This window comes from Ligilactobacillus sp. MP3 (genome assembly GCF_024436335.1).
Lineage (GTDB): Bacteria > Bacillota > Bacilli > Lactobacillales > Lactobacillaceae > Ligilactobacillus > Ligilactobacillus salivarius.
Window position 1 is genome coordinate 33,341 of the sequence record NZ_JANFQI010000003.1, and the last position, 20,002, is coordinate 53,342.

Annotated in this window: 18 protein-coding genes, 1 tRNA gene and 1 pseudogene; 13 read left to right on the plus strand and 7 right to left on the minus strand. The window is 33.5% G+C overall.

The features are described 5' to 3' along the window. Positions 1-27 precede the first annotated feature (27 nt). The 4 genes from opp3b to NOU10_RS03105 are packed head-to-tail and all read left to right on the plus strand — an operon-like array spanning position 28 to position 4,011. A complete protein-coding gene (gene opp3b, locus NOU10_RS03090; RefSeq protein WP_003709355.1) occupies positions 28-963 on the plus strand; it encodes an oligopeptide ABC transporter permease in 936 nt (311 codons plus the stop codon). Further along, positions 963-1,991 (plus strand): ABC transporter permease, encoded by a 1,029-nt coding sequence (locus tag NOU10_RS03095; RefSeq protein WP_003700958.1) that lies wholly within the window; start codon positions 963-965, stop codon positions 1,989-1,991. The genes opp3b and NOU10_RS03095 overlap by 1 nt, the downstream gene beginning before the upstream one ends. 10 nt (positions 1,992-2,001) lie before the next feature. Further along, positions 2,002-3,045 (plus strand): ABC transporter ATP-binding protein, encoded by a 1,044-nt coding sequence (locus NOU10_RS03100; RefSeq protein WP_003702677.1) that lies wholly within the window; start codon positions 2,002-2,004, stop codon positions 3,043-3,045. Between the two features lie 18 nt (positions 3,046-3,063). Then, positions 3,064-4,011 carry an ABC transporter ATP-binding protein gene (locus NOU10_RS03105; RefSeq protein WP_003705590.1) on the plus strand — a complete coding sequence of 316 codons (948 nt, stop codon included), beginning with the start codon at positions 3,064-3,066 and terminating at the stop codon, positions 4,009-4,011. An 83-nt stretch (positions 4,012-4,094) separates the two neighbouring features. On the opposite strand, the gene psiE is transcribed toward NOU10_RS03105, so the two are convergent. The 4 genes from psiE to NOU10_RS03125 all read right to left on the minus strand — a co-directional run bounded on the left by psiE (position 4,095) and on the right by NOU10_RS03125 (position 7,977). Then, entirely contained in the window at positions 4,095-4,535 is a 441-nt protein-coding gene (gene psiE, locus NOU10_RS03110) for a phosphate-starvation-inducible protein PsiE (RefSeq protein ID WP_041822967.1), read from the minus strand. Positions 4,536-4,735: 200 nt separating this feature from the next. Further along, positions 4,736-5,890: a transposase gene (locus NOU10_RS03115; RefSeq protein WP_255905964.1), complete on the minus strand. Its 1,155-nt coding sequence runs from the start codon at positions 5,888-5,890 to the stop codon at positions 4,736-4,738. After that, the gene (locus tag NOU10_RS03120) at positions 5,832-6,500 is read right to left on the minus strand and encodes an IS607 family transposase (protein WP_255905965.1); all 669 of its coding nucleotides are present in this window, start codon (positions 6,498-6,500) and stop codon (positions 5,832-5,834) included. Before NOU10_RS03120 ends, NOU10_RS03115 begins: the two co-directional genes overlap by 59 nt. Before the next feature lie 109 nt (positions 6,501-6,609). Further along, positions 6,610-7,977 (minus strand): amino acid permease, encoded by a 1,368-nt coding sequence (locus NOU10_RS03125; RefSeq protein ID WP_255905966.1) that lies wholly within the window; start codon positions 7,975-7,977, stop codon positions 6,610-6,612. Between the two features lie 113 nt (positions 7,978-8,090). Between NOU10_RS03125 and mmuM the strand changes: the two genes are divergently transcribed. The 5 genes from mmuM (at position 8,091) to NOU10_RS03150 (ending at position 12,196) form a co-directional block, all read left to right on the plus strand. Next, positions 8,091-9,014 carry a homocysteine S-methyltransferase gene (mmuM, locus tag NOU10_RS03130; RefSeq protein ID WP_255905967.1) on the plus strand — a complete coding sequence of 308 codons (924 nt, stop codon included), beginning with the start codon at positions 8,091-8,093 and terminating at the stop codon, positions 9,012-9,014. Positions 9,015-9,270: 256 nt separating this feature from the next. Further along, positions 9,271-10,218: a Dyp-type peroxidase gene (locus NOU10_RS03135; protein ID WP_003705582.1), complete on the plus strand. Its 948-nt coding sequence runs from the start codon at positions 9,271-9,273 to the stop codon at positions 10,216-10,218. A gap of 205 nt (positions 10,219-10,423) precedes the next feature. Further along, complete coding sequence (locus NOU10_RS03140) at positions 10,424-10,828, plus strand: NUDIX hydrolase (protein ID WP_255905968.1); 405 nt, start codon at positions 10,424-10,426, stop codon at positions 10,826-10,828. A 231-nt stretch (positions 10,829-11,059) separates the two neighbouring features. Further along, complete coding sequence (locus tag NOU10_RS03145; RefSeq protein ID WP_255905969.1) at positions 11,060-11,653, plus strand: TetR/AcrR family transcriptional regulator; 594 nt, start codon at positions 11,060-11,062, stop codon at positions 11,651-11,653. 18 nt (positions 11,654-11,671) lie between these two features. Beyond that, a complete protein-coding gene (locus NOU10_RS03150; RefSeq protein ID WP_160999776.1) occupies positions 11,672-12,196 on the plus strand; it encodes an HdeD family acid-resistance protein in 525 nt (174 codons plus the stop codon). Positions 12,197-12,254: 58 nt separating this feature from the next. Here NOU10_RS03150 and NOU10_RS03155 read toward each other — a convergent pair whose 3' ends face one another. After that, positions 12,255-12,749, minus strand: a complete 495-nt coding sequence (locus NOU10_RS03155) for a peroxiredoxin (RefSeq protein WP_255905970.1) — start codon at positions 12,747-12,749, stop codon at positions 12,255-12,257. A gap of 279 nt (positions 12,750-13,028) precedes the next feature. On the opposite strand from NOU10_RS03155, the gene NOU10_RS03160 reads away from it, so the two are divergent. The 4 genes and pseudogenes from NOU10_RS03160 to NOU10_RS09460 all read left to right on the plus strand — a co-directional run. Next, complete coding sequence (locus NOU10_RS03160) at positions 13,029-14,255, plus strand: OFA family MFS transporter (protein WP_255905971.1); 1,227 nt, start codon at positions 13,029-13,031, stop codon at positions 14,253-14,255. Between the two features lie 150 nt (positions 14,256-14,405). Continuing rightward, complete coding sequence (locus tag NOU10_RS03165; RefSeq protein WP_003702684.1) at positions 14,406-15,059, plus strand: ATP-binding cassette domain-containing protein; 654 nt, start codon at positions 14,406-14,408, stop codon at positions 15,057-15,059. Then, on the plus strand, positions 15,040-15,804 hold the full coding sequence (gene fetB / locus NOU10_RS03170) for an iron export ABC transporter permease subunit FetB (RefSeq protein ID WP_255905972.1): 765 nt from the start codon (positions 15,040-15,042) through the stop codon (positions 15,802-15,804). The genes NOU10_RS03165 and fetB overlap by 20 nt, the downstream gene beginning before the upstream one ends. A gap of 164 nt (positions 15,805-15,968) precedes the next feature. Continuing rightward, positions 15,969-16,049, plus strand: a pseudogene (locus NOU10_RS09460) (VOC family protein); the annotation flags it as partial. A 50-nt stretch (positions 16,050-16,099) separates the two neighbouring features. On the opposite strand, the gene NOU10_RS03175 reads toward NOU10_RS09460, so the two are convergent. After that, a tRNA-Lys gene (locus NOU10_RS03175) sits at positions 16,100-16,172 on the minus strand. Positions 16,173-16,283: 111 nt separating this feature from the next. Further along, the gene (locus tag NOU10_RS03180) at positions 16,284-19,979 is read right to left on the minus strand and encodes a LysM peptidoglycan-binding domain-containing protein (protein WP_255905973.1); all 3,696 of its coding nucleotides are present in this window, start codon (positions 19,977-19,979) and stop codon (positions 16,284-16,286) included. Positions 19,980-20,002 lie beyond the last annotated feature (23 nt).

Sequence of the window (20,002 nt, forward strand, 5' to 3'; positions counted from 1 at the left end):
AATAATAGAATGAAGGGACTAATTGATATGCGTAAATACTTATTAAAACGTGTTTTGTATATGCTATTAACATTGTTCCTGGTTGCGACAATCACATTCTTCTTAATGAAATTGATGCCCGGAACACCATATACGAACCAAGCTAAAATGACAGCTTCACAAATTGAAATAATGAACAAACAATATGGTTTGGATAAACCTATTTGGGAACAATATTTGATTTACATCTTTGGTATGTTCCATGGTGATTTTGGAACTTCTTTCCAATATAGTAACCAACCAGTAGCATACTTAATTTCAAGTCGTTTAGGTGCTTCAATGCAACTAGGTTTACAAGCAATGATCTTCGGAGTTTTCTTCGGTGTAATTCTAGGTGCAGCTGCAGCTATCAAGCATAATACATGGGCTGATACAGGAGCAACAGTAATTGCGATTATTGGTAAATCTGTACCAAACTTCGTGTTAGCTATCTTGTTACAATACTATATTGCTTTGAAATTGGGCTGGTTCCCAATTGCAGGTTGGGGTCAATTCTCCAATACAATTTTACCAACAATTGCTTTAGGGGTAGGACCATTAGCTGAAACAGCTCGTTTTATCCGTACAAGTATGGTTGAAGTATTGAACTCTGATTATATTGAATTGGCTAAAGCAAAGGGCTTAAGTAAATTTGAAGTGGTTTATCACCATGCATTAAGAAACAGTTTGATTCCATTAGTTACATTATTAGGACCTTATACAGTTGCTTTAATGACAGGTTCTATGGTTATCGAAAATGTCTTTAACATTCCAGGAATTGGAGAACAATTTGTTAAGTCAATCATGACTAATGATTACCCAACTATTATGGGGGTAACAATGGTCTTCTCAATCGGATTGGTAGTAGTTATTTTAATTACTGACATCATCTATGGATTGATTGATCCACGTATTAGACTTGAAGGAAATGGAGGGAATAAGTAATGGAAGAAAAATTAAAATTAAGTCCAGATAGTTTCGAACCTTTAGCAAAAGGCGAAGCTCAAGATAATGAAAAAATCGCTGCTCCCTCACTTACCTTTACTCAAGACGTATGGTTAAGATTGAAGAAGAACAAAGGTGCAGTTGTCTCTTTGATTGTTATCTTATTGATGGTGATTGTAGCATTTGGTTCAACACCATTCATTAATAAAAGTACATTAGTTAAGTCTCAGCCACAATATGCAAACTTACCAGCTAAGGTTCCAGGTCTAGATGCAATTAATGGTCTTAACGGTAAGATTAAGCAAGGCGGTGTCTGGGTAGATGCTTATGCTAAAAATGATGTTCCAAAAGACAAGTATTTCTATTTAGGAACTGATTATTTAGGACGTTCATTAGCTCAACGTATTATTTACGGTACAAAAGTTTCATTGATTGTAGCTCTAGTCGCAACATTCTTTGATTTAACAGTTGGGGTCGCCTATGGCATCATCTCAGGATGGAAAGGGGGTAGAGTAGATAATGTTATGCAACGTATTATCGAAATTATTTCCTCTATCCCTAACCTTGTTATCGTTGTTTTGATGCTGGTAGTATTGAAGCCAGGTATGACTTCTATTATCTTAGCTATCGCAATTTCTTCATGGACAACCATGGCTCGTATGATTCGTGCCGAAACGCTGTCCTTGAAAACACAAGAATATGTATTAGCCGCAAGAACATTAGGTGAGTCACCTACAAAAATTGCATGGAAACACTTGGTACCAAACTTATCAAGTATCATCATTATTCAAACAATGTACACAATTCCATCAGCTATCTTCTTCGAAGCATTCTTGAGCTTTATCGGTATCGGTATTACAGCTCCAGAAACTTCTTTAGGGGTATTGTTGAATGAAGGACAAAAGAACTTCCAATTCTTACCATATCAAATGTGGTATCCAGCAATTGTATTGTGTGTATTGATGATTGCATTTAACCTTTTAGGTGACGGTTTACGTGATGCATTCGATCCAAAGACAAGAAGGTAGGTTTTAAACAATGGCAGAAAGAATTTTAGATGTTAAAAATTTAAAAGTGGATTTCCACACCTATGCCGGCGAAGTTAAAGCCATCCGCGATGTGAGTTTCCACTTAGATAAAGGTGAAACCCTAGCAATTGTAGGGGAATCAGGTTCAGGTAAGTCTGTTACAACTAAAGCAATAATTGGTCTTTTAGCAAATAACGCTAAGGTTGTTGGCGGTGAAATTAACTTCAACGGACAAGACATTTTGAAGAAATCAGAAAAAGAAATGCAATCCGTTCGAGGAAAAGAGATTTCCATGATTTTCCAAGATCCAATGACTTCTTTAGACCCAACAATGAAAATTGGACAACAAATTGCTGAACCTCTAATGAAACATAAAGGCATGAATAAGAAGGATGCTTGGGCAAAAGCTCTTGATATGTTAAAGGCTGTTGGAATTACAAATGCTGAAAAACGTATCAATGACTATCCACACCAATTTTCAGGTGGTATGCGTCAACGTATCGTAATTGCGATTGCATTGGTATGTGATCCTGAAATTTTGATTGCTGATGAACCAACAACTGCGTTAGACGTTACTGTTCAAGCACAAATCTTGGATTTAATGAAAGAAATGCAAGCTAAAGTAAAAACATCTATTATCTTCATCACTCACGATTTAGGTGTTGTAGCTGGTATGGCTGATAGAGTAGCTGTTATGTATGCTGGAGAACTTTTAGAATATGGTACAGTTGATGAAGTATTTTATAACCCACAACATCCATATACTTGGGGACTTTTGAATTCCATGCCAACTTTAGCAAGTGATAAGTTAGAATCTATTCCAGGAACACCACCAGATTTACTTGATCCACCAAAAGGCGATCCCTTTGCTCCAAGAAATCCATATGCGATGAAGATTGATGCTGAACAAAAGCCACCATTCTTCAAGGTGTCAGATACACATTATGCTGCTACATGGTTGTTACATCCAGACGCTCCTAAAGTAACACCACCTGAAGAAATTGTTAGACGTCAGCAAAAGTATGCAGAATTAATGGCTAAAAAGAAAGATTAACAGAAAGGATGAGAATTAATGCCAGAAAGAAAAAAATTGTTACAAGTTAAGCATTTAAAACAATACTTTACTTCCGGTAAGTCCACTGTTAAGGCTGTTGATGATGTTACTTTTGACATTTACGAAGGTGAAACATTTGGACTCGTAGGAGAATCAGGTTCAGGTAAAACAACAACAGGACGTAGTATTATTCGTTTATATGATCCAACAGATGGCGAGATTATCTTTGATGGTAAAGATATCAGCAAGTTAAAGACTAGATCTGAAAAATTAGAATTTAATCGTGAGATGCAAATGATCTTCCAAGATCCATATGCTTCCCTAAATCCAAGAATGACAGTTGAAGATATTATCGCTGAAGGTATTGATATTCATGGTTTGGCCAAGAGTAAGAAAGAACGTTCAGAAATGGTTGAAAATCTACTTGAAACAGTTGGTTTGAATCGAGATCATGCTAGTCGTTATCCACATGAATTCTCTGGTGGTCAACGTCAACGTATAGGGATTGCTCGTGCATTAGCCGTACAACCTAAGTTTATCATTGCTGACGAACCTATTTCAGCTTTGGACGTTTCTATTCAAGCTCAGGTAGTTAACTTATTGAAAGATCTTCAAGAAGAAAAGGGATTAACTTATCTCTTTATCGCCCATGACTTATCAATGGTTAAGTTTATCTCCGATAGAATTGGAGTTATGCATTATGGAAGACTATTAGAAGTAGGGCCAGCTGATGATGTTTATGATAAGCCTTTGCATGACTATACTAAGAGTTTGATTTCTGCAGTTCCAATTCCAGATCCTGAAATTGAACGTCAACGTCATAGAATTGACTATGATCCTTCTATTGAAGGTGACGATGGCGATAAGGTTCGTTCTTTACATGAAATTACACCAGGTCATTTTGTAAGATGTACGGATGATGAAGTGGAAATGTATAAGAAAAAAGCTGCTGAATACGAAAAATAAGTAATTAGAAAATAAAATTAATATCGCACCATTTCCTAGTTATTAAACTTTGAAATGGTGCGATTTTTGTTTATTATGATAAATTATTTCTGTTGTTGATCTTCTTCTTTAATATGAGCGTGTACAAAGTAACGATAAATCGCCATACCGACGATCAATAATAAAATACCGACGATATTTAAGATTAAGTTCTTATAGTCATCATGGATAATCAGTAAGTTTCGTAATAAAGCTGTTAGTCCAAGTCCCATCAATAAAGTAATAGATACATGACCATTATTTTTAAGAGAACTAATTACAATCATGAAAAATTCAAACAGTAAAAAGAAAACTATAATCTTATCTATCATAAGGTAAATGTCACTAGTTGTAGGTTCAAGTGCAATTTGGAAAAGATGAATAATTTCTTTTGCAATTTGAATTAGTAAAACTATTCCCAACAAAATTATAACCACGAAGCTAAGTACACTGAAAAGTTGGGCAAACTTATCTGCGTATTTTTGAATTAACTTTGAGAATTTCAAAATAGTGTACCTGCTATATAAAATGTGAACAAACATAATCATATATGCTAAGCGATTATGTTTGAGAAAGAAATATAGATTTTCCTTTCCTAAATTTTATTTACTACCGTCAACACCAGTATTCCCATATCCTAACAAAAGGGTAATGACATTGACTAGTTCTGATAGCCTAAGGGTGTAGCCCACCCCTTTATATTTTTTTACGCTACTAAATTCAATAAATTCATTACTGCATTTTCATCTCTATCCATAATCGCACCACATTCATAACAAATATATTCGTTATGTTTTGTTTTATGCTTGCGGTTGCCATCAAGACCGACTTTGTCTTCGCCAGTCTTAATGTAACCACATTCAGAACATCTTTGTGTGCTAGGATAGTATTTATCAGCTAAGACTACTTCCTTATCATACCAACTAGCCTTATAGGTTAACACTTGTCTAAAGTATCCAAACAATGACCTCTGCAAACCTTTAGAAGCTACGTGTGTCATCTGCATTTTCTTTACATCTAAATCTTCGATTACGATTTTGTCATAATCACTAACTAATTTAGTTGTAAATTTATAGATAATATCATGTTGAATATTAGCTACTTTACGATAATCACGTTGTAACTTGGCTCTCGTTTTAACATAATTATTTGTTTTAGTAGCTTTATTCTCGTTAACCACACGTTTTCTAGCTAACTGACGTTGGTAGTGTTTAATACGCTTATAAAGCTTTTTTAAATGATTAGGTAGAGTATTAACTTTACCTTCGGTATAGTTAAAATGTCCGACATTAGTATCAACTGCTGTTTTATTGCTGGTTTTATCTTTTTTAGTTATTTCAACTTCAAAAGGTAAACTAGCCCAATACTTGCCATTTTCACGGTAAACAGAAACAACTTTTAAATCACCATCTAAAGCCTTAGCCCCTTTAAAGCTAATATCATACCAAGTTTTAATTCCAAGTGGTTTGTCAAGCCTTAGCTTGCCATTAATAATCTTAGCTCTATCGGTTTTAAAACCTTGTCTAGGAGCTTTCTTAGACTTAAATTTGGGCTTACCCCAGTCTGGTAATGCTTTATTAAAAAAGTTACTCCAAGCTTTGCCTAAATCAGAAATCGCTAATTGTAAACAACGAGCTGATAATTGATACTGCCAATCCTCTTTATTAGCCACTAACTCATCACGAACCTTACGTTCGCTAGGTTTTAACTTTTTGTCCTCTAAAATTAAAGAACTATCATACATATCATTCCATAAAGCTAAGCCTTGATTCCAACAAAATCTGCGATAATCACATAAATCATCAAGAATCTTTTTCATAGTTTGGTTTGGATAAAGTCTTACTTTTTGAGTTTTTATCATCGCTTTCACCGTCTTTCAAAGACTTGTCATTTTTTAATTTACTTTTATATTTACGTAAGCCATATAAACGACAAGAAAATACATGTACAATGCTTATCATATCATCAATCATTTCTTGAGTAGGACTGGTTTCAATATTATTTAACACTACAATTTCTGTATTGTGCATCTTGCATAATCTTTCAAACCAATCATAACCAAAACGGATAAATCTATCTTTATATGTAATGAAGATTGTATCAATCTTATCTTGCATAACATCTTCTAATAATTTATTCCATTTTTTACGGTTATAATTAAGTCCACTTCCAATATCGGTAATTGTTTCATCAAGAATAATGCCTTTAGCATTAACATATTGTCTAATAAAATCAATTTGCTTTTTTAAATCATCTTTTTGTCCATATGTTGATACTCTAGCATAAGCAACATTCTTGCGATTATTACTTGTGGATTGACCGATATATTCCAAGTATTGTTCTTCTGTATAATATCTTCGATTAGTGGGAGTACGGTGGGCTTTTAAAATTCCATTATTATCCCAACGTTGTAAAGTCAAAACGGTAACACCTAATCTTTCAGCCATTTCTTTTGGTTTTAATATTGACATAATATCTACCTCACATTTTACCTTTCTTATAGATATTATATCATATTTGATTATATTTTAATACTTTTTAAATAACAGTTAATCTCCTCCTAATCTAATAATGCTAACGTTAATTTGCACACTTTCTATACACATAGTGTACTAAATAACAGGTTAAAACAAAAGGAATTGTGCAGTATAAAGCGACACGTTGATTAGGATCGAACCAAATTAATATACAAGATAAAATACTAGTAATTAAAGCAAACAGTGGAATAACAGGATACCAAGGTGTCTTATATTTTAACTCAGATAAAGAATGTCCGGATTTTAAAAAGTGTTTTCGGAAATTAAGTTCTGCTAAAGCAATAGCTGCCCAAACAATTACAACTGCTAATCCAGAAACAGAAACCAAGACTAGGTAGATAGTATCTGCTGCAAAAATACTTGAAAGCAGTGCTAGTAATCCACCAAGCATACTCAAACATAGTGCAATGACAGGAATACCATTTTTATTAGTTTTTGAGATATTTTTAGGAATTGTTCCTTCATTTCCTAATGACCAGAGCATGCGAATTGATGCATATAATCCGGAATTGGCCGCAGAAATAATAGCAGTTAGAACGACAAAATTCATAATATCAGCTGCATAAGGAATACCCATCATTTTTAAAACATAAACAAATGGGCTTTGCGTAACTCCAGCTTTTTGGTAAGGAATAAGAGCGGCCATAACAACAATGCTTCCAATGAAAAAGATAACCAACCTCCAAAGAGTTGTGTGAATAGCTTTAGGGATAGTTTTATCAGGTTCTTTTGCCTCACCAGCTGTAATGGCAATTAATTCAGTACCGGAAAAGGCAAAATTAACAGTTAACATAGTAGTGAAAACACCACTAAATCCATTAGGAAAAATACCATTTTTATATAGGTTACTAATGCCGGGAGCATGAGTGAAATTATTTAAGGGAATAATTCCAACCATTGCTAGGATACCAAGTAAGATAAAGGCTACAATTGCAAAAACCTTAATGGCGGAAAACCAAAATTCACTTTCGGCGAAGATTTTAACCGAATAAGCATTAGAAAAGAATATTAATATAATAAAAATAGTACTCCAAATCCAAACTGGGGTATGAGGAAACCACTCTTGCATGATAAGTCCAGCAGCTGTAAATTCTGAACCTAGAGCAATCGTCCAGGTTAACCAATATAAGATTGCGACAGTAAAGCCAGTACCTTCGCCGATATACTTTTTGGCATAAACATGGAAAGCACCAGTATAAGGCATTGCCACTGATAGTTCCCCAAGGCATAACATTACGGAGTAAACAATTAAAGCTCCAATTAAATAGGCGATAATGGTACCAATAGGGCCTGCTTGATGAATGGTATAGCCAGAACTTAAAAACAAACCGGTTCCGATAACTCCACCTAAAGAAATCATGCGAGTATGACGAGTTTCCATTTTACGATTAAGATGTGTTTTCTTAGACATATTTAATCCTCATTTCTTGAAATTACAGTAATTATAATTATTATTATAACTTTAAATTAATTTTAGATTAGATTATAATTAGTATATTAACATGAAAAAGTAGGTGAGTAAACGTGGACTTTACAGAGTTTTTAACTAACAATCCAGTTGTTTTAGATGGGGCAATGTCAACTCCACTTGAAAAATTAGGCGCAGATACAAATAATGATTTATGGACAGCTAAAGCATTAATTGATAATGAAGAATTGGTATATGAAGTTCATAAAATGTATTTCGAAGCTGGAGCGGACTTAATAATTACGGATACTTATCAAGCTAATGTTCAAGCATTTGAAAAAGTTGGATACAGTGAAAAAGAAGCCAGAAATTTAATTAAAAAAGCAGTAAAAATCGCACAAAAGGCACGCGATGATTATGAAAATAGAACAGGAAAGCACAATTATATTGCTGGAACAATTGGTCCATATGGTGCTTACCTAGCTAACGGAAGTGAGTATAGAGGGGACTATGAATTATCTGCTGAAGAATATCAACAATTCCATTTACCAAGGATTGAAGAATTGGTAAATGCAGGGGTCGATATCTTAGCTATTGAAACTCAACCTAAGTTAGATGAAGTGCTAGCAATTCTAGAATTGTTAAAGAAAAAATATCCGCAACAAAAAGTGTATGTTTCTTATACTTTGAGCGATGATGATACAATCAGCGATGGAACACCATTGCCTAGAGCTATCCACGCACTTGAGGATTATTCGCAAGTAATAGCAGTAGGAATCAATTGTGTAAAGCTAGAGTTAGTAGAACCGGCTTTAAAAAATATGAAAGAAATCACAGATAAGCACTTAATAGTATATCCTAATTCAAGTGCGGTCTATGATCCTAAGAGTAAGACTTGGTCCCAACCTAAAACTAGTGCAACCTTTGAAGAATTGATTCCTAATTGGTATGAGGCAGGAGCTAGAATTATTGGTGGTTGTTGTACAACAGGACCAAAGGAGATCAAAGCAGTGGCGGATTTTATTAAGCGTAATAAATAATATTATAAAGGTCATCTATCATGGAATAGGTGGCTTTTTGATTTAGTTGGAGTAGTAGTTACTATCTCGTTTGTAGTTGTTTATACTGCTATCTAGGTAATTACATGGTTAACGATAAAGAATGACATTAAAAGGATAAATCAACAAATAACAAAGTTAAAAGAAAAATAAAATTTTATATAGTAGTAAACCTTATTAAAAAGTGTTAGAATTAATCTGTAATAATTCTAAACTAACTTTGGAAGGGGAAATTATTATGGCAATGAATCCTAGCAAAGCGCAAGATGTGTGGAAAGATATTGGAAAGAGTGTACAATTTACAGTTCTTGAATTAAAGCGTGAAAATCAAGCTCATGAACAAGAAGTGATCCAAGAATTTGCAGATCGTTATCAAGCAATTATCCGTTCCTTGAGAATTAGGAATGGCGATGGTTACTTAAAAGCATCTTTCGGTATCAGTAATGAAGCTTGGGATTATCTATTCCCTAATGCTCCCAAGCCCAAGGAACTAGAAACGTATAAAACAATCAGTGGTCCAAAATACTCAATGCCTGCAAGTAAAGGCGACTTATTCTTCCATATTCGTGCCGATAGCGAAGCATATGTGTACGAAGCAATGAGTCAATTCCGCAGATTCCTTGAAGACATTACAACAGTTGTTGATGAAACTAAAGGTTTCCGTTATTTTGAAGGCCGTGCTATTATCGGCTTTATCGATGGAACAGAAGCTCCGCAAGTAGAAGATGCTGCTGATTACGCAATCATTGGTGATGAAGATCCATTCTTTGAAAATGGTTCATATGCATTTGCTCAAAAGTGGAAACATAATATGGACTTCTGGAATCATATGAAGACTGAGGAACAAGAAAAAGCTGTTGGTCGTGAGAAATTTACTGACCTAGAACTTGAAGATGAAGATAAGTTTAAGAATGCTCATAACGTAGCATCTAAGGCTGAAATTGATGGTGAGGAACAAAAGATTGTACGTATGAATGTTCCATATTCTGATCCAGCACAAAATAATACTGGTACTTACTTTATTGGATATGCACGTCATTGGAAAGTAACCAAAATGATGTTACAAAATATGGTAGATAAATCAGACTTCTTGTTGACATTCTCAGATATTTTATCAGGTCAATTATTCTTCATTCCTTCACGTGATATGTTGGATAAGATAGCTGATGGCGAGTTAAATAAATAATATAGGTGAAAATAAAGATTTTATTGTCACTGTGTAAAAAAATATTTTTAGAAAAACTCTATGAAACTCATGTTGCTTTCATAGAGTTTTTCGTGGTTTATGGCGTAATTTCCCATGATTAGATTTTTAGTAAAAATCTAGCTAATCTTTGTCAAAGTATGTGATAATTTATAGAACTACTACTAACATCTAAGGGAGGAAAACCATGGGGAATAAGTTAATTGCGCATAGTTTAATCAAACATCAAGAAAAATACTTAGTGATAAGACGAAATAAAATTAAAAGAGGCAAGAAAAATGTCTATCCAGCTTATTGGGATATTCCTGGTGGTCGTGTTGAAGATGGTGAATTACCAAGAGATGCTGCCATTAGAGAATGTCGTGAAGAAGTAGGATTAGAAGTTGAACTGGAAAATATTATTCATGAAGATAATAATTTAGATGGAAACATAGTATTTACGCGACTTGTTTACGCTAGTCACTTACTAGTAGTTGAAAAAAATGATGTTATCCTAGACCTTGAAGAACATGACCAATATAAATGGATTAATAGTCTATCTGATTTAGCTGGTGAAAGTATAGTTCCTTACTTACGGGATCTTATAGATTAATCACCGATGTTTAGATAGCTGATGGTGAATTGAATAAATAATATAGGTGAAAATAATAACTTAGCTCAAAAGATTACTATAGTTTTTTGAGCTTTTTACATTCTGTAAAGATACAAAATTAAATAAATGTCCGATAAATGATTAAAAGTATTGCTTTGATGATATAAGCATACTATTATCAGAATAGATAGTTTATTATTTTATTGAGTGTTTGAGAAAAGGGGGAGTTCGATGCACCAAAATGATTTAAGGGTGAGAAAGACTCGCGCAAAGATAAAAAGGGCATTGATCGAAACTATTAACGAAAAAGGTTTTGGAAATCTAACAGTATCTGATATTACTGAAAGAGCTGGAATTAACCGAGGAACTTTCTATATTCATTACAAGGGTAAACAAGATTTGTTGGAACAATTAGAGAAAGCTATATATTCTGACATTATACAGTTATTCCATGATAATGGAACAATTTCCTCAGCGACCAGTTATGAAGATTTGAACAGACAATTTTTTCAAAAGTTTTCGGCCTACATTTATGGAGAGCGAGACTTTATCTTAGCGATGGTGTTAGGAAATGGTGACCCAATGTTTTACCATAAGATTAAGCAAATCTTGACTCGAGAATTGCTTAAAAGGATGGAGTATTTAGGTATCAAGATGAGTGACGAGATACCACACGAATATATCGAAGAATATGCAATCGGTAGCATGTTAAATTTATCAATTTATTGGTTAGAAAAGGATAATCCTGAACTACCAAATGAATTTGCAAAAATAATGATGCGTACACGAACAAAAGCACCATTAGCATTTGCGCTTAAGGAATAATTACTAGAGGTGAGGATAATGTATTCAGAAAATAAACGTAATTTCGATGTGTTTAGTTTGGTCATAGGTATTTTGCTAATATTCTTAGGAGGGTATTCTTTATATCGTCCAGATACAACATTAGCTTTTATTTCGATTATGATAGGAGTAATAGCTATTATAAAAGGAATTTATGAATTATGGTTTAGACGTGGAATATCGTTTTGGCTAGGAGAAAAATCTGGTTGGCTCTTAGTTATGGGTATTTTAGATATTATTTTAGGCCTTATATTCATTTTTAAGATCGCAGTTGGTGCAAGCTTTATAGCGGTAATTTTTGCGGTTTGGTTTATTTTTGATGCAATAACTCAACTTGCAACAGCCAATTTCTTTAAGAGATTAGATAAAGGATATTATTGGGTAATTGTCATTTTAAGCATTTTGTCCTTAATTATGGGGATAATGCTATTGTTTAACCCAATGTTATCAGCTCTAACAATTGTATGGATTATTTCCATATATTTGATTACAATTGGAATTTTAAAAATTATTCAAGCATTCTAAAAGAAGAATAGCAGCTCTTGATCAAAATAATCGAGAGCTGCTATTTTTGTGGTTTAAATTAAGCTAGACTATCTAAAAATTGTAGTACACTTTCATAGTCTGGTTCATTTGTTTGTTCAATAACTAATTCACGATATAGAACCTTACCGTCATTATCTAATACCCAAACGCTACGAGCATCAGTATCATTATCAGCAACATAAAGACCAGTATTCTTACCAAAATCGAAAGCTTTGTCAGAAAGAAGTTGCATATTCTTAACTCCTTCAGCTGCACACCAATTTGCTTGTTCATCAATTGTGTTTGTAGAAATTGTATAGAAAGCAATGTTGGAATATTTATCTACATCTTGGTTAAATTTTTTAGTAGAAATACTACATACTCTAGTGTTGATGTCAGGAACAACACTGATAAATGTCACTTTCTTTAATAAATCAGAACTACTTACATTTTCACCTTTGGCATTTTGAACTGTAAATTCTGGGAAAACTCCATTAACGTCTACAGGAGTTCCGTTAGTTGATAGGGGTTCGTCATGACGAGTAATTTTCATAATTAATCGATCCTTTCGTTATGTACTATCTTAATTATAGAACGAGTGAGCTTAATAGTGGTAAATATATGCTTGTAAAAATATTTCGTAAAACTTAACGTTCGTATAATTATTATAAACGAACATTAGTATGTTAAGCATTATCATTATTTTTATATTAGAAATGCTAATTTTATGTTGATTAATCACGAAATACCATATATATTTTAAAGTGTAATATATGAACTATTAAAGCGGTTGTTTATTTTATTGTTCGTTTTTAAAACAGGAGGTACAAAAGTGAGAAGTAATCGATATGTTGTTGCCTTAGCGGGTGTTATCTTTCATTTAATGATTGGTTCAGTTTATGCTTGGAGTGTTTATGCAAAGCCTATTGCAAGTCAAACTTCTTGGTCAGAATCAGCTATTTCATTTGCCTTTAGTTTGGCTATTTTCTTCTTGGGAATGTCTGCAGCTTTCATGGGTCGCTTAGTTGAAAAATTCGGTCCTACAGTGACAGGAACTATTTCAGCTCTCTTATTTGGAACAGGTATCATTTTGACAGGTGTTTCAATTCATTTGAATCAATTATGGATGCTTTACTTGTCATATGGGGTAATCGGAGGATTAGGATTAGGTTCTGGTTATGTAACTCCTGTTTCTACAATTATCAAATGGTTCCCAGATAAGCGAGGCTTGGCAACTGGTTTGGCTATCATGGGATTCGGATTTGCTGCTTTACTTACAAGTCCAATTGCACAAAGATTAATGAGTGTAGTAGGATTAGAAACAACATTTTACATTTTAGGTGCATTCTACATGATTGTTATGCTTATTGCAGCACAATTTATTAAGCGTCCTAAAGAAGGCGATGTTCCAGAAGTAGCAGTTGCTAAAGGCAATAAAGTTAGTTTAGGTGCTCAACTTACAGCTAACCAAGCTTTAAAAACTAAAGCATTCTACTCCTTATGGTTTATGTTATTCATTAACATTACTTGTGGAATTGGTTTAGTATCTGCAGCTTCACCTATGGCTCAAGAAATGACTGCTATGAATGCAGGTGCAGCAGCTGTTATGGTAGGTGTTATCGGATTATTTAACGGTTTTGGTCGTCTTATCTGGGCAACATTATCTGACTATATTGGTAGACCTTTAACATTTAGTTTGATCTTTATTGTAGATATTATCATGTTAGCAACATTACTAATTTTCCACGTACCAATGGTATTTGTTGTAGCATTATGCTTGTTAATGTCATGCTACGGTGCTGGTTTCTCAGTAATCCCTGCATATCTAGGTGATGTATTTGGTACAAAAGAATTAGGTGCTATCCACGGTTACATCTTGACTGCATGGGCAATGGCAGGTATGGTTGGTCCAGTTTTACTATCTTACACTCACCAAATGTTACATAGTTATGCAACAACAATTATAACTTTCATTATTGTTGATATGGTAGCATTGTTTGTCTCCTTCTGGGTACAACGTGACATTTTGAGAATTAAGAAACAAGTATTTGAAAAATAAAATAGTATTGAGTTGAAAATAAAGATTCAAGGCCGGTAAGTGGCTTTGAATCTTTTTTTGTTTGAAAATATATTGTTCAAAGCATAATAATTGTTGTGGAATCGCTTGTATGTTATAATTTTTCTAAATTAAAAAAGAGAGGTATGGGCGATGGCAATACTTAGCTTACAGAATGTAGGATATAAAGTTGATACTAATGAGATATTGAAAAATATAAATCTAGACGTCAACGAAAATGAATTTATAACAATCACCGGTCCTTCGGGTGGAGGAAAAAGTACTTTATTAAAGATAATAGCTACTTTACTAACTGCGACAACTGGAGAAATCTTCTTTGATGGGAAAAATCAAGATGAGTATGCGATAACTGAATATAGACAACAAGTGTCATATTGCTTTCAACAACCTAGTTTATTTGGAGAGACAGTATTTGATAATTTGAGTTTTCCTTATGAGATTCGTCAAAAAGAATTTGATGAAAAATCTGCAATTGAAGCTTTAAAATCTGTAAACTTACCAGAAACTTATTTACATAAGGATATTAATAGTTTATCTGGTGGTGAGCGTCAACGAGTAGCTTTGTTGAGAAATACGATGTTCTTACCAAAAGTTTTGTTATTGGATGAAGTAACTGTAGGTTTGGATGCTCGTTCAATTGAAATTGTACATGAATTTATTGATAAGATTTGGAAACAAGGAGTAACAATCTTACAAATTACACATCATGAAGGAGAAATTAAGCAAGCTAATAAAATAATTTGGGTAGAGGAAGGGATGATTAAAGATGTCACAACTAAGCGTTAATAATTTATCTTTAGCATTGGCTTTTGCATTAGTATTAGTAGCCGTTTATATTAGTAACCGTGAAAAATTAGGTTTAACAAAGGATATTTTTTATAGTATTTCCCGAGCAATAGTCCAGCTTGTAATCGTAGGATATATTCTTAAATATATCTTCAATGTAAATAATGCTGTCTTAACAGCAGCAATGAGTTTCTTTATTGTGTTAAATGCTGCTTACAATGCTCATAAGCGAAATCCTAATGACCACAAGAGTTATTTTAATTCATTATTAGCTATTTTTGTCAGTACATATGTAACTATGGGAGTATTAGTAGCTTCCGGTTCAATTAGATTTATTCCATCTCAAATTGTTCCTATCAGTGGGATGATTGCAAGTAACTCTATGGTTGCGATTGGTCTTTGTTACAGAAATTTAAATACACTTTTTAAAAACCAAAGACAACAAGTTTTAGAAAAGTTGGCCTTAGGAGCATCTATGAGGCAGGCTTCATTACCTTTACTACATGCAAGTATTAAAACTGCAATGCAGCCAACAATTGATTCTGCTAAAACAGTAGGGTTAGTCAGTTTACCTGGAATGATGTCGGGATTAATATTTGCAGGGGTGGATCCTGTACATGCTATTAAATATCAAATAATGGTAACATTTATGCTCTTATCAGCTACAAGTTTGGGTTCAATTATTGCAGGATATCGTACGTACAAAGATTACTATAATGAAAAGTTACAATTAAGAGTTAAGTAATAAAAAAATGGTGGAACTATTTTCCATCAAGGATACAGCTAAAAATATGAAGTGGGTTATATCTGGTCTGATTGTGAAATTATTTCGCTGTCAGACCTTTTTGATACAGAAAATTTTTAGTGTTAAAATTATTGTATTTCTAACAATTTTTTGATGCTGATACAGTAGTTTATTTTAAAGATCCAGATGGTACAAATTTGGAATTAATTTTGCCTAAGGGCCCATTTCAACGTGAAAGAAACTAAAAAAAGAAGCTAGAACTTAAAGTTCTAGCTTCTTTTTATATAATCTCTGATGGGTGGTCAGGGGATCGAACCCTGGACCCACGGATTAAGAGTCCGTTGCTCTGCCAGCTGAGCTAACCACCCATAACTCATCAACAAGTTATATAATATCAAAGTTTAGAAAATTATGCAAGATTTTTTTGAAATAAAAAAAGAATTATATTTTTGCGTATAAAACATAATTCTTTTTAATATTTAAAGATTATTGAAATCTGTCCTATCTAAGTCTGTTTCAGGATTAACTTTTGGCCATTCATCAAAGTGTTTTAGCCACCATTTGTATTGGTCATCTGCTAATTCATAGAAGAGTTCAGTTAAAGAAACTCTATATGATGAAAATGAATTATTTTCAGGAACCACATTTCCTACAATCATAGCTGAGTAGAAGTATTGATGTTGAGGAAGAATAATATTGGTATAATGACCACTTTTAGCTTCAGTATCATTGAAATAATTACTAAAGTATTTTATACCTTCCATGAGCTCTAATTTGTTGTATACATCCGCCATATATTCAGGTGTAAAATGATTGCTTATGATAGGAGCATTGGCAGAAGGATAAACATTTTCTGAATATCCAGCTGTCATGGCATGAGGAACTAATAATACAGCGATAGTACCTACGTGAGAATCTCCAATCTTAAAGTCAGGGTTTTGTCCAGCTTGGTATCCAGCTAATGCATGAACTATCATCATAGCTTTTCTTTTATCGCTGATTGGGGCCATTTTCATTGGAGGCACACCTATTGCAAATCGCATGCGATTAATATTTTCTAAAGCTCGTTTACTATAAGCATCAGCTAAGTCTATTAAAGGTTTCAAGTTAATAACATCTTCATCTGTGACGACGGTCTTAATGCGTTTGTCAATGTTACTACCCATAGAGTCTTTAGAGCCACGACCTAGAGCGAATTCTTTAAGAATATCTTCTTTTAGACGATTAATAGTTGTTACCATCTTATCGTAGGCTGTAGTACCAACTTGAAGATATTCATCGACTGTTTTGTATTTTAAATATTCAGGATCTATAGGATTACCAGCATAAACATCACCTAAATAAGGTAATATCTTGGCTACAAGTTTAGTTCTTTCAACAATATCATCTAAAGAAGCTGTAATTTTATAATTTTCATCGGTAAATTTAATATAGCTATCTTTTCCAGGGACCTGTAATTTTAATAGTTCTTCTAATGCTGCTGCACGCTCTTTTTCTTTGTCAGCGATCAATTTATCTGCTTTATTCTGTGCATCTATTGCTTCGTTAATAACAGTTGTTAATTTAGTAGCTTGTTCTTCATATAAATATGCTTTAGAAGGATCTTGTAACATTTCTTTACTTGCATTAATAAAGTCTGTTGCTCTATTTAGTTCAGTGTATAAGGAAAGCTTAGTATCTACTAAATTTTGTAATTCTTGAATTTTTGCTTCTAAATCGCGTTTACCTTGTAACTGTTTATCAGCAGATTTAATGTAAAAATCTAACCATAATTTCAAATTATTGTGCATAGACACTATACTTTCAGTACTAAAAGCATTGATATTTGGTAAGACATTTAATCCTTGTGTCTGTAACAAACCTTCAGCTGCTACTCTATATGCATCAGGTAAATACTTGATAGCTTCTTGATAATATGCAATATCTTCTTTAAATGATTTAATAGCATTAAATTTATTTTGTTCTTCGGTTGATAGAACTTTTCCATCTAATTGATTTTTTGCTTCAATAACGTTGGCAATGGCCTTGTCAACAGTAGCCTGAGTTACTTGAGTAGTATTTTGTAATTTTTTCAGTTCATTTATTGCATTATCATAAGCAAATTGGGAAGAAGCAGTTGCATTATGGTAACGTTGGTTACTATCTCTATTATTATATTCTTCGAGAAGTTCATTTGCTTTAGAAAAATCTGTGGCTTTTCCATTTAGATTATTTTTAGCAGCAGTTAATTTATCAATCATTGCAACCATTTCTTCATTAGTCAATGATAATTTATATTGCAAAGATTTTGCTTCTGACATAAGTGCATCAAAAGCTAAACGGTTATTTTCAGAGGCATTATAATAAATAGGAAGTGATACTATGTTGGAATTTGCCATTAATAGATTTTGTAATGGTGAGATATCAATTTTAGGTTGTTCAGGTTTAGATGGTGATACTTCATCTATAGAACTAGGCCCTCCATTATTATCACTACCTGAGTTGTTAGTAGTATTATTACCACTGTTTCCAGTATCAACATTGCCGTTGTCAGTAGGAATATTACTATTATCACTGCCCGAGTTGTTGGTGTTGTTATTACCATTGTTGCCCGTATCTACATTACCATTGTCAGTAGGGATATTGCTGTTATCACTGCCCAAGTTGTTGGTGTTGTTATTGCCATTGTTGCCCGTATCAACATTGCCATTGTCAGTAGGGATATTACTGTTGTCACTACTCGAGTTATTGGTGTTGTTATTGCCATTGTTGCCCGTATCAACATTACCATTATCTGTAGGGATATTATTGTTATCACTGCCAGAATTGTTAGTATTGTTATTACCATTATCAGTAGGGATATTACTGTTATCACTGCCCGAGTTGTTGGTGTTGTTATTACCATTGTTGCCCGTATCTACATTACCATTGTCAGTAGGGATATTGCTGTTATCACTGCCCAAGTTGTTGGTGTTGTTATTGCCATTGTTGCCCGTATCAACATTGCCATTGTCAGTAGGGATATTACTGTTGTCACTACTCGAGTTATTGGTGTTGTTATTGCCATTGTTGCCCGTATCAACATTACCATTATCTGTAGGGATATTATTGTTATCACTGCCAGAATTGTTAGTATTGTTATTACCATTGTTGCCAGCATCAATATTACCATTGTCAGTAGGGATATTACTGTTATCACTACCTGAGTTATTGGTGTTGTTATTACCATTGTTGCCAGCATCAACATTACCATTATCTGTAGGAGGTTCTTGATTATTATTACTACCTGAGTTATTGGCGTTGTTATTATCGCTGTTTCCATTGTCAACATTGCCGTTGTCAGTAGGGATATTACTGTTATCACTGCCAGAATTGTTAGTATTGTTATTACCATTGTTGCCAGTGTCTACATTACCATTATCAGTAGGGATATTACTGTTATCACTACCCGAGTTATTGGCATTGTTATTATCGCTGTTTCCATTGTCAACATTACCATTGTCAGTAGGGATATTACTGTTGTCACTACCCGAGTTATTGGAATTGTTATTGCCATTGTTGCCAGTGTCTACATTACCATTATCTGTAGGAAGTTCTTGATTATTGTCACTACCCGAGTTATTGGCATTATTATCACTGTTTCCAGTATCAACATTGCCCTTATCGGTAGGAAATTCTCGATTACTATCACTACCAGAATTATTAGAGTTGTCAGAACTGTTATCTGCTTTTTGTTTATTTGTAATAATTGCAGGAGTAGGTAGAGGTGTTTGAGCTATTCTATCTTGAGGTTGAATAATTTTATCTAATATAACATTACCGTTAGGGGTGGTAAATGTTAAACGATTGCCTCTAATAGAAATAACGGTACCTACTGGAATGGTATATTCATCACCAGGTTTATATCCATTCCATTCCATTAAAGTTTGATAATTAATATTTAATACTTGTGAAATTCCCCAGAAAGTATCTCCTCGTTCAAAAGTAAAAGTTCTATCGTTACTTGAAACTCTTTTGGCGATTTCAGCAGGAGAATTAGCATGCCAGCTTGAAGCTTGTACTTTAACGTTAGAAAGTGCTACCACACTTAAACCAAAAAATAAGGTAGTTATGCCTCTTGCGACCCAATGGTTACCCTTTTTAATAAGTTTAACTCTATATTTTTGTTCAGTTAGTGCTTTATATAGTTTTTCCATATTTATCAAAAGTGATTAACTGA

What these genes read in the sequence shown, in the direction of transcription:
- NOU10_RS03120 (WP_255905965.1), bottom strand. Translation starts at nt 6,500, where the DNA reads ATGTCAATATTAAAACCAAAAGAAATGGCTGAAAGATTAGGTGTTACC.
- NOU10_RS03155 (WP_255905970.1), bottom strand. Translation starts at nt 12,749, where the DNA reads ATGAAAATTACTCGTCATGACGAACCCCTATCAACTAACGGAACTCCT.
- NOU10_RS03145 (WP_255905969.1), top strand. Translation starts at nt 11,060, where the DNA reads ATGCACCAAAATGATTTAAGGGTGAGAAAGACTCGCGCAAAGATAAAA.
- NOU10_RS03100 (WP_003702677.1), top strand. Translation starts at nt 2,002, where the DNA reads ATGGCAGAAAGAATTTTAGATGTTAAAAATTTAAAAGTGGATTTCCAC.
- fetB (WP_255905972.1), top strand. Translation starts at nt 15,040, where the DNA reads ATGTCACAACTAAGCGTTAATAATTTATCTTTAGCATTGGCTTTTGCA.
- NOU10_RS03180 (WP_255905973.1), bottom strand. Translation starts at nt 19,979, where the DNA reads ATGGAAAAACTATATAAAGCACTAACTGAACAAAAATATAGAGTTAAA.
- NOU10_RS03140 (WP_255905968.1), top strand. Translation starts at nt 10,424, where the DNA reads ATGGGGAATAAGTTAATTGCGCATAGTTTAATCAAACATCAAGAAAAA.
- NOU10_RS03115 (WP_255905964.1), bottom strand. Translation starts at nt 5,890, where the DNA reads ATGATAAAAACTCAAAAAGTAAGACTTTATCCAAACCAAACTATGAAA.
- NOU10_RS03095 (WP_003700958.1), top strand. Translation starts at nt 963, where the DNA reads ATGGAAGAAAAATTAAAATTAAGTCCAGATAGTTTCGAACCTTTAGCA.
- NOU10_RS03150 (WP_160999776.1), top strand. Translation starts at nt 11,672, where the DNA reads ATGTATTCAGAAAATAAACGTAATTTCGATGTGTTTAGTTTGGTCATA.
- NOU10_RS03135 (WP_003705582.1), top strand. Translation starts at nt 9,271, where the DNA reads ATGGCAATGAATCCTAGCAAAGCGCAAGATGTGTGGAAAGATATTGGA.
- opp3b (WP_003709355.1), top strand. Translation starts at nt 28, where the DNA reads ATGCGTAAATACTTATTAAAACGTGTTTTGTATATGCTATTAACATTG.
- NOU10_RS03165 (WP_003702684.1), top strand. Translation starts at nt 14,406, where the DNA reads ATGGCAATACTTAGCTTACAGAATGTAGGATATAAAGTTGATACTAAT.
- NOU10_RS03125 (WP_255905966.1), bottom strand. Translation starts at nt 7,977, where the DNA reads ATGTCTAAGAAAACACATCTTAATCGTAAAATGGAAACTCGTCATACT.
- NOU10_RS03105 (WP_003705590.1), top strand. Translation starts at nt 3,064, where the DNA reads ATGCCAGAAAGAAAAAAATTGTTACAAGTTAAGCATTTAAAACAATAC.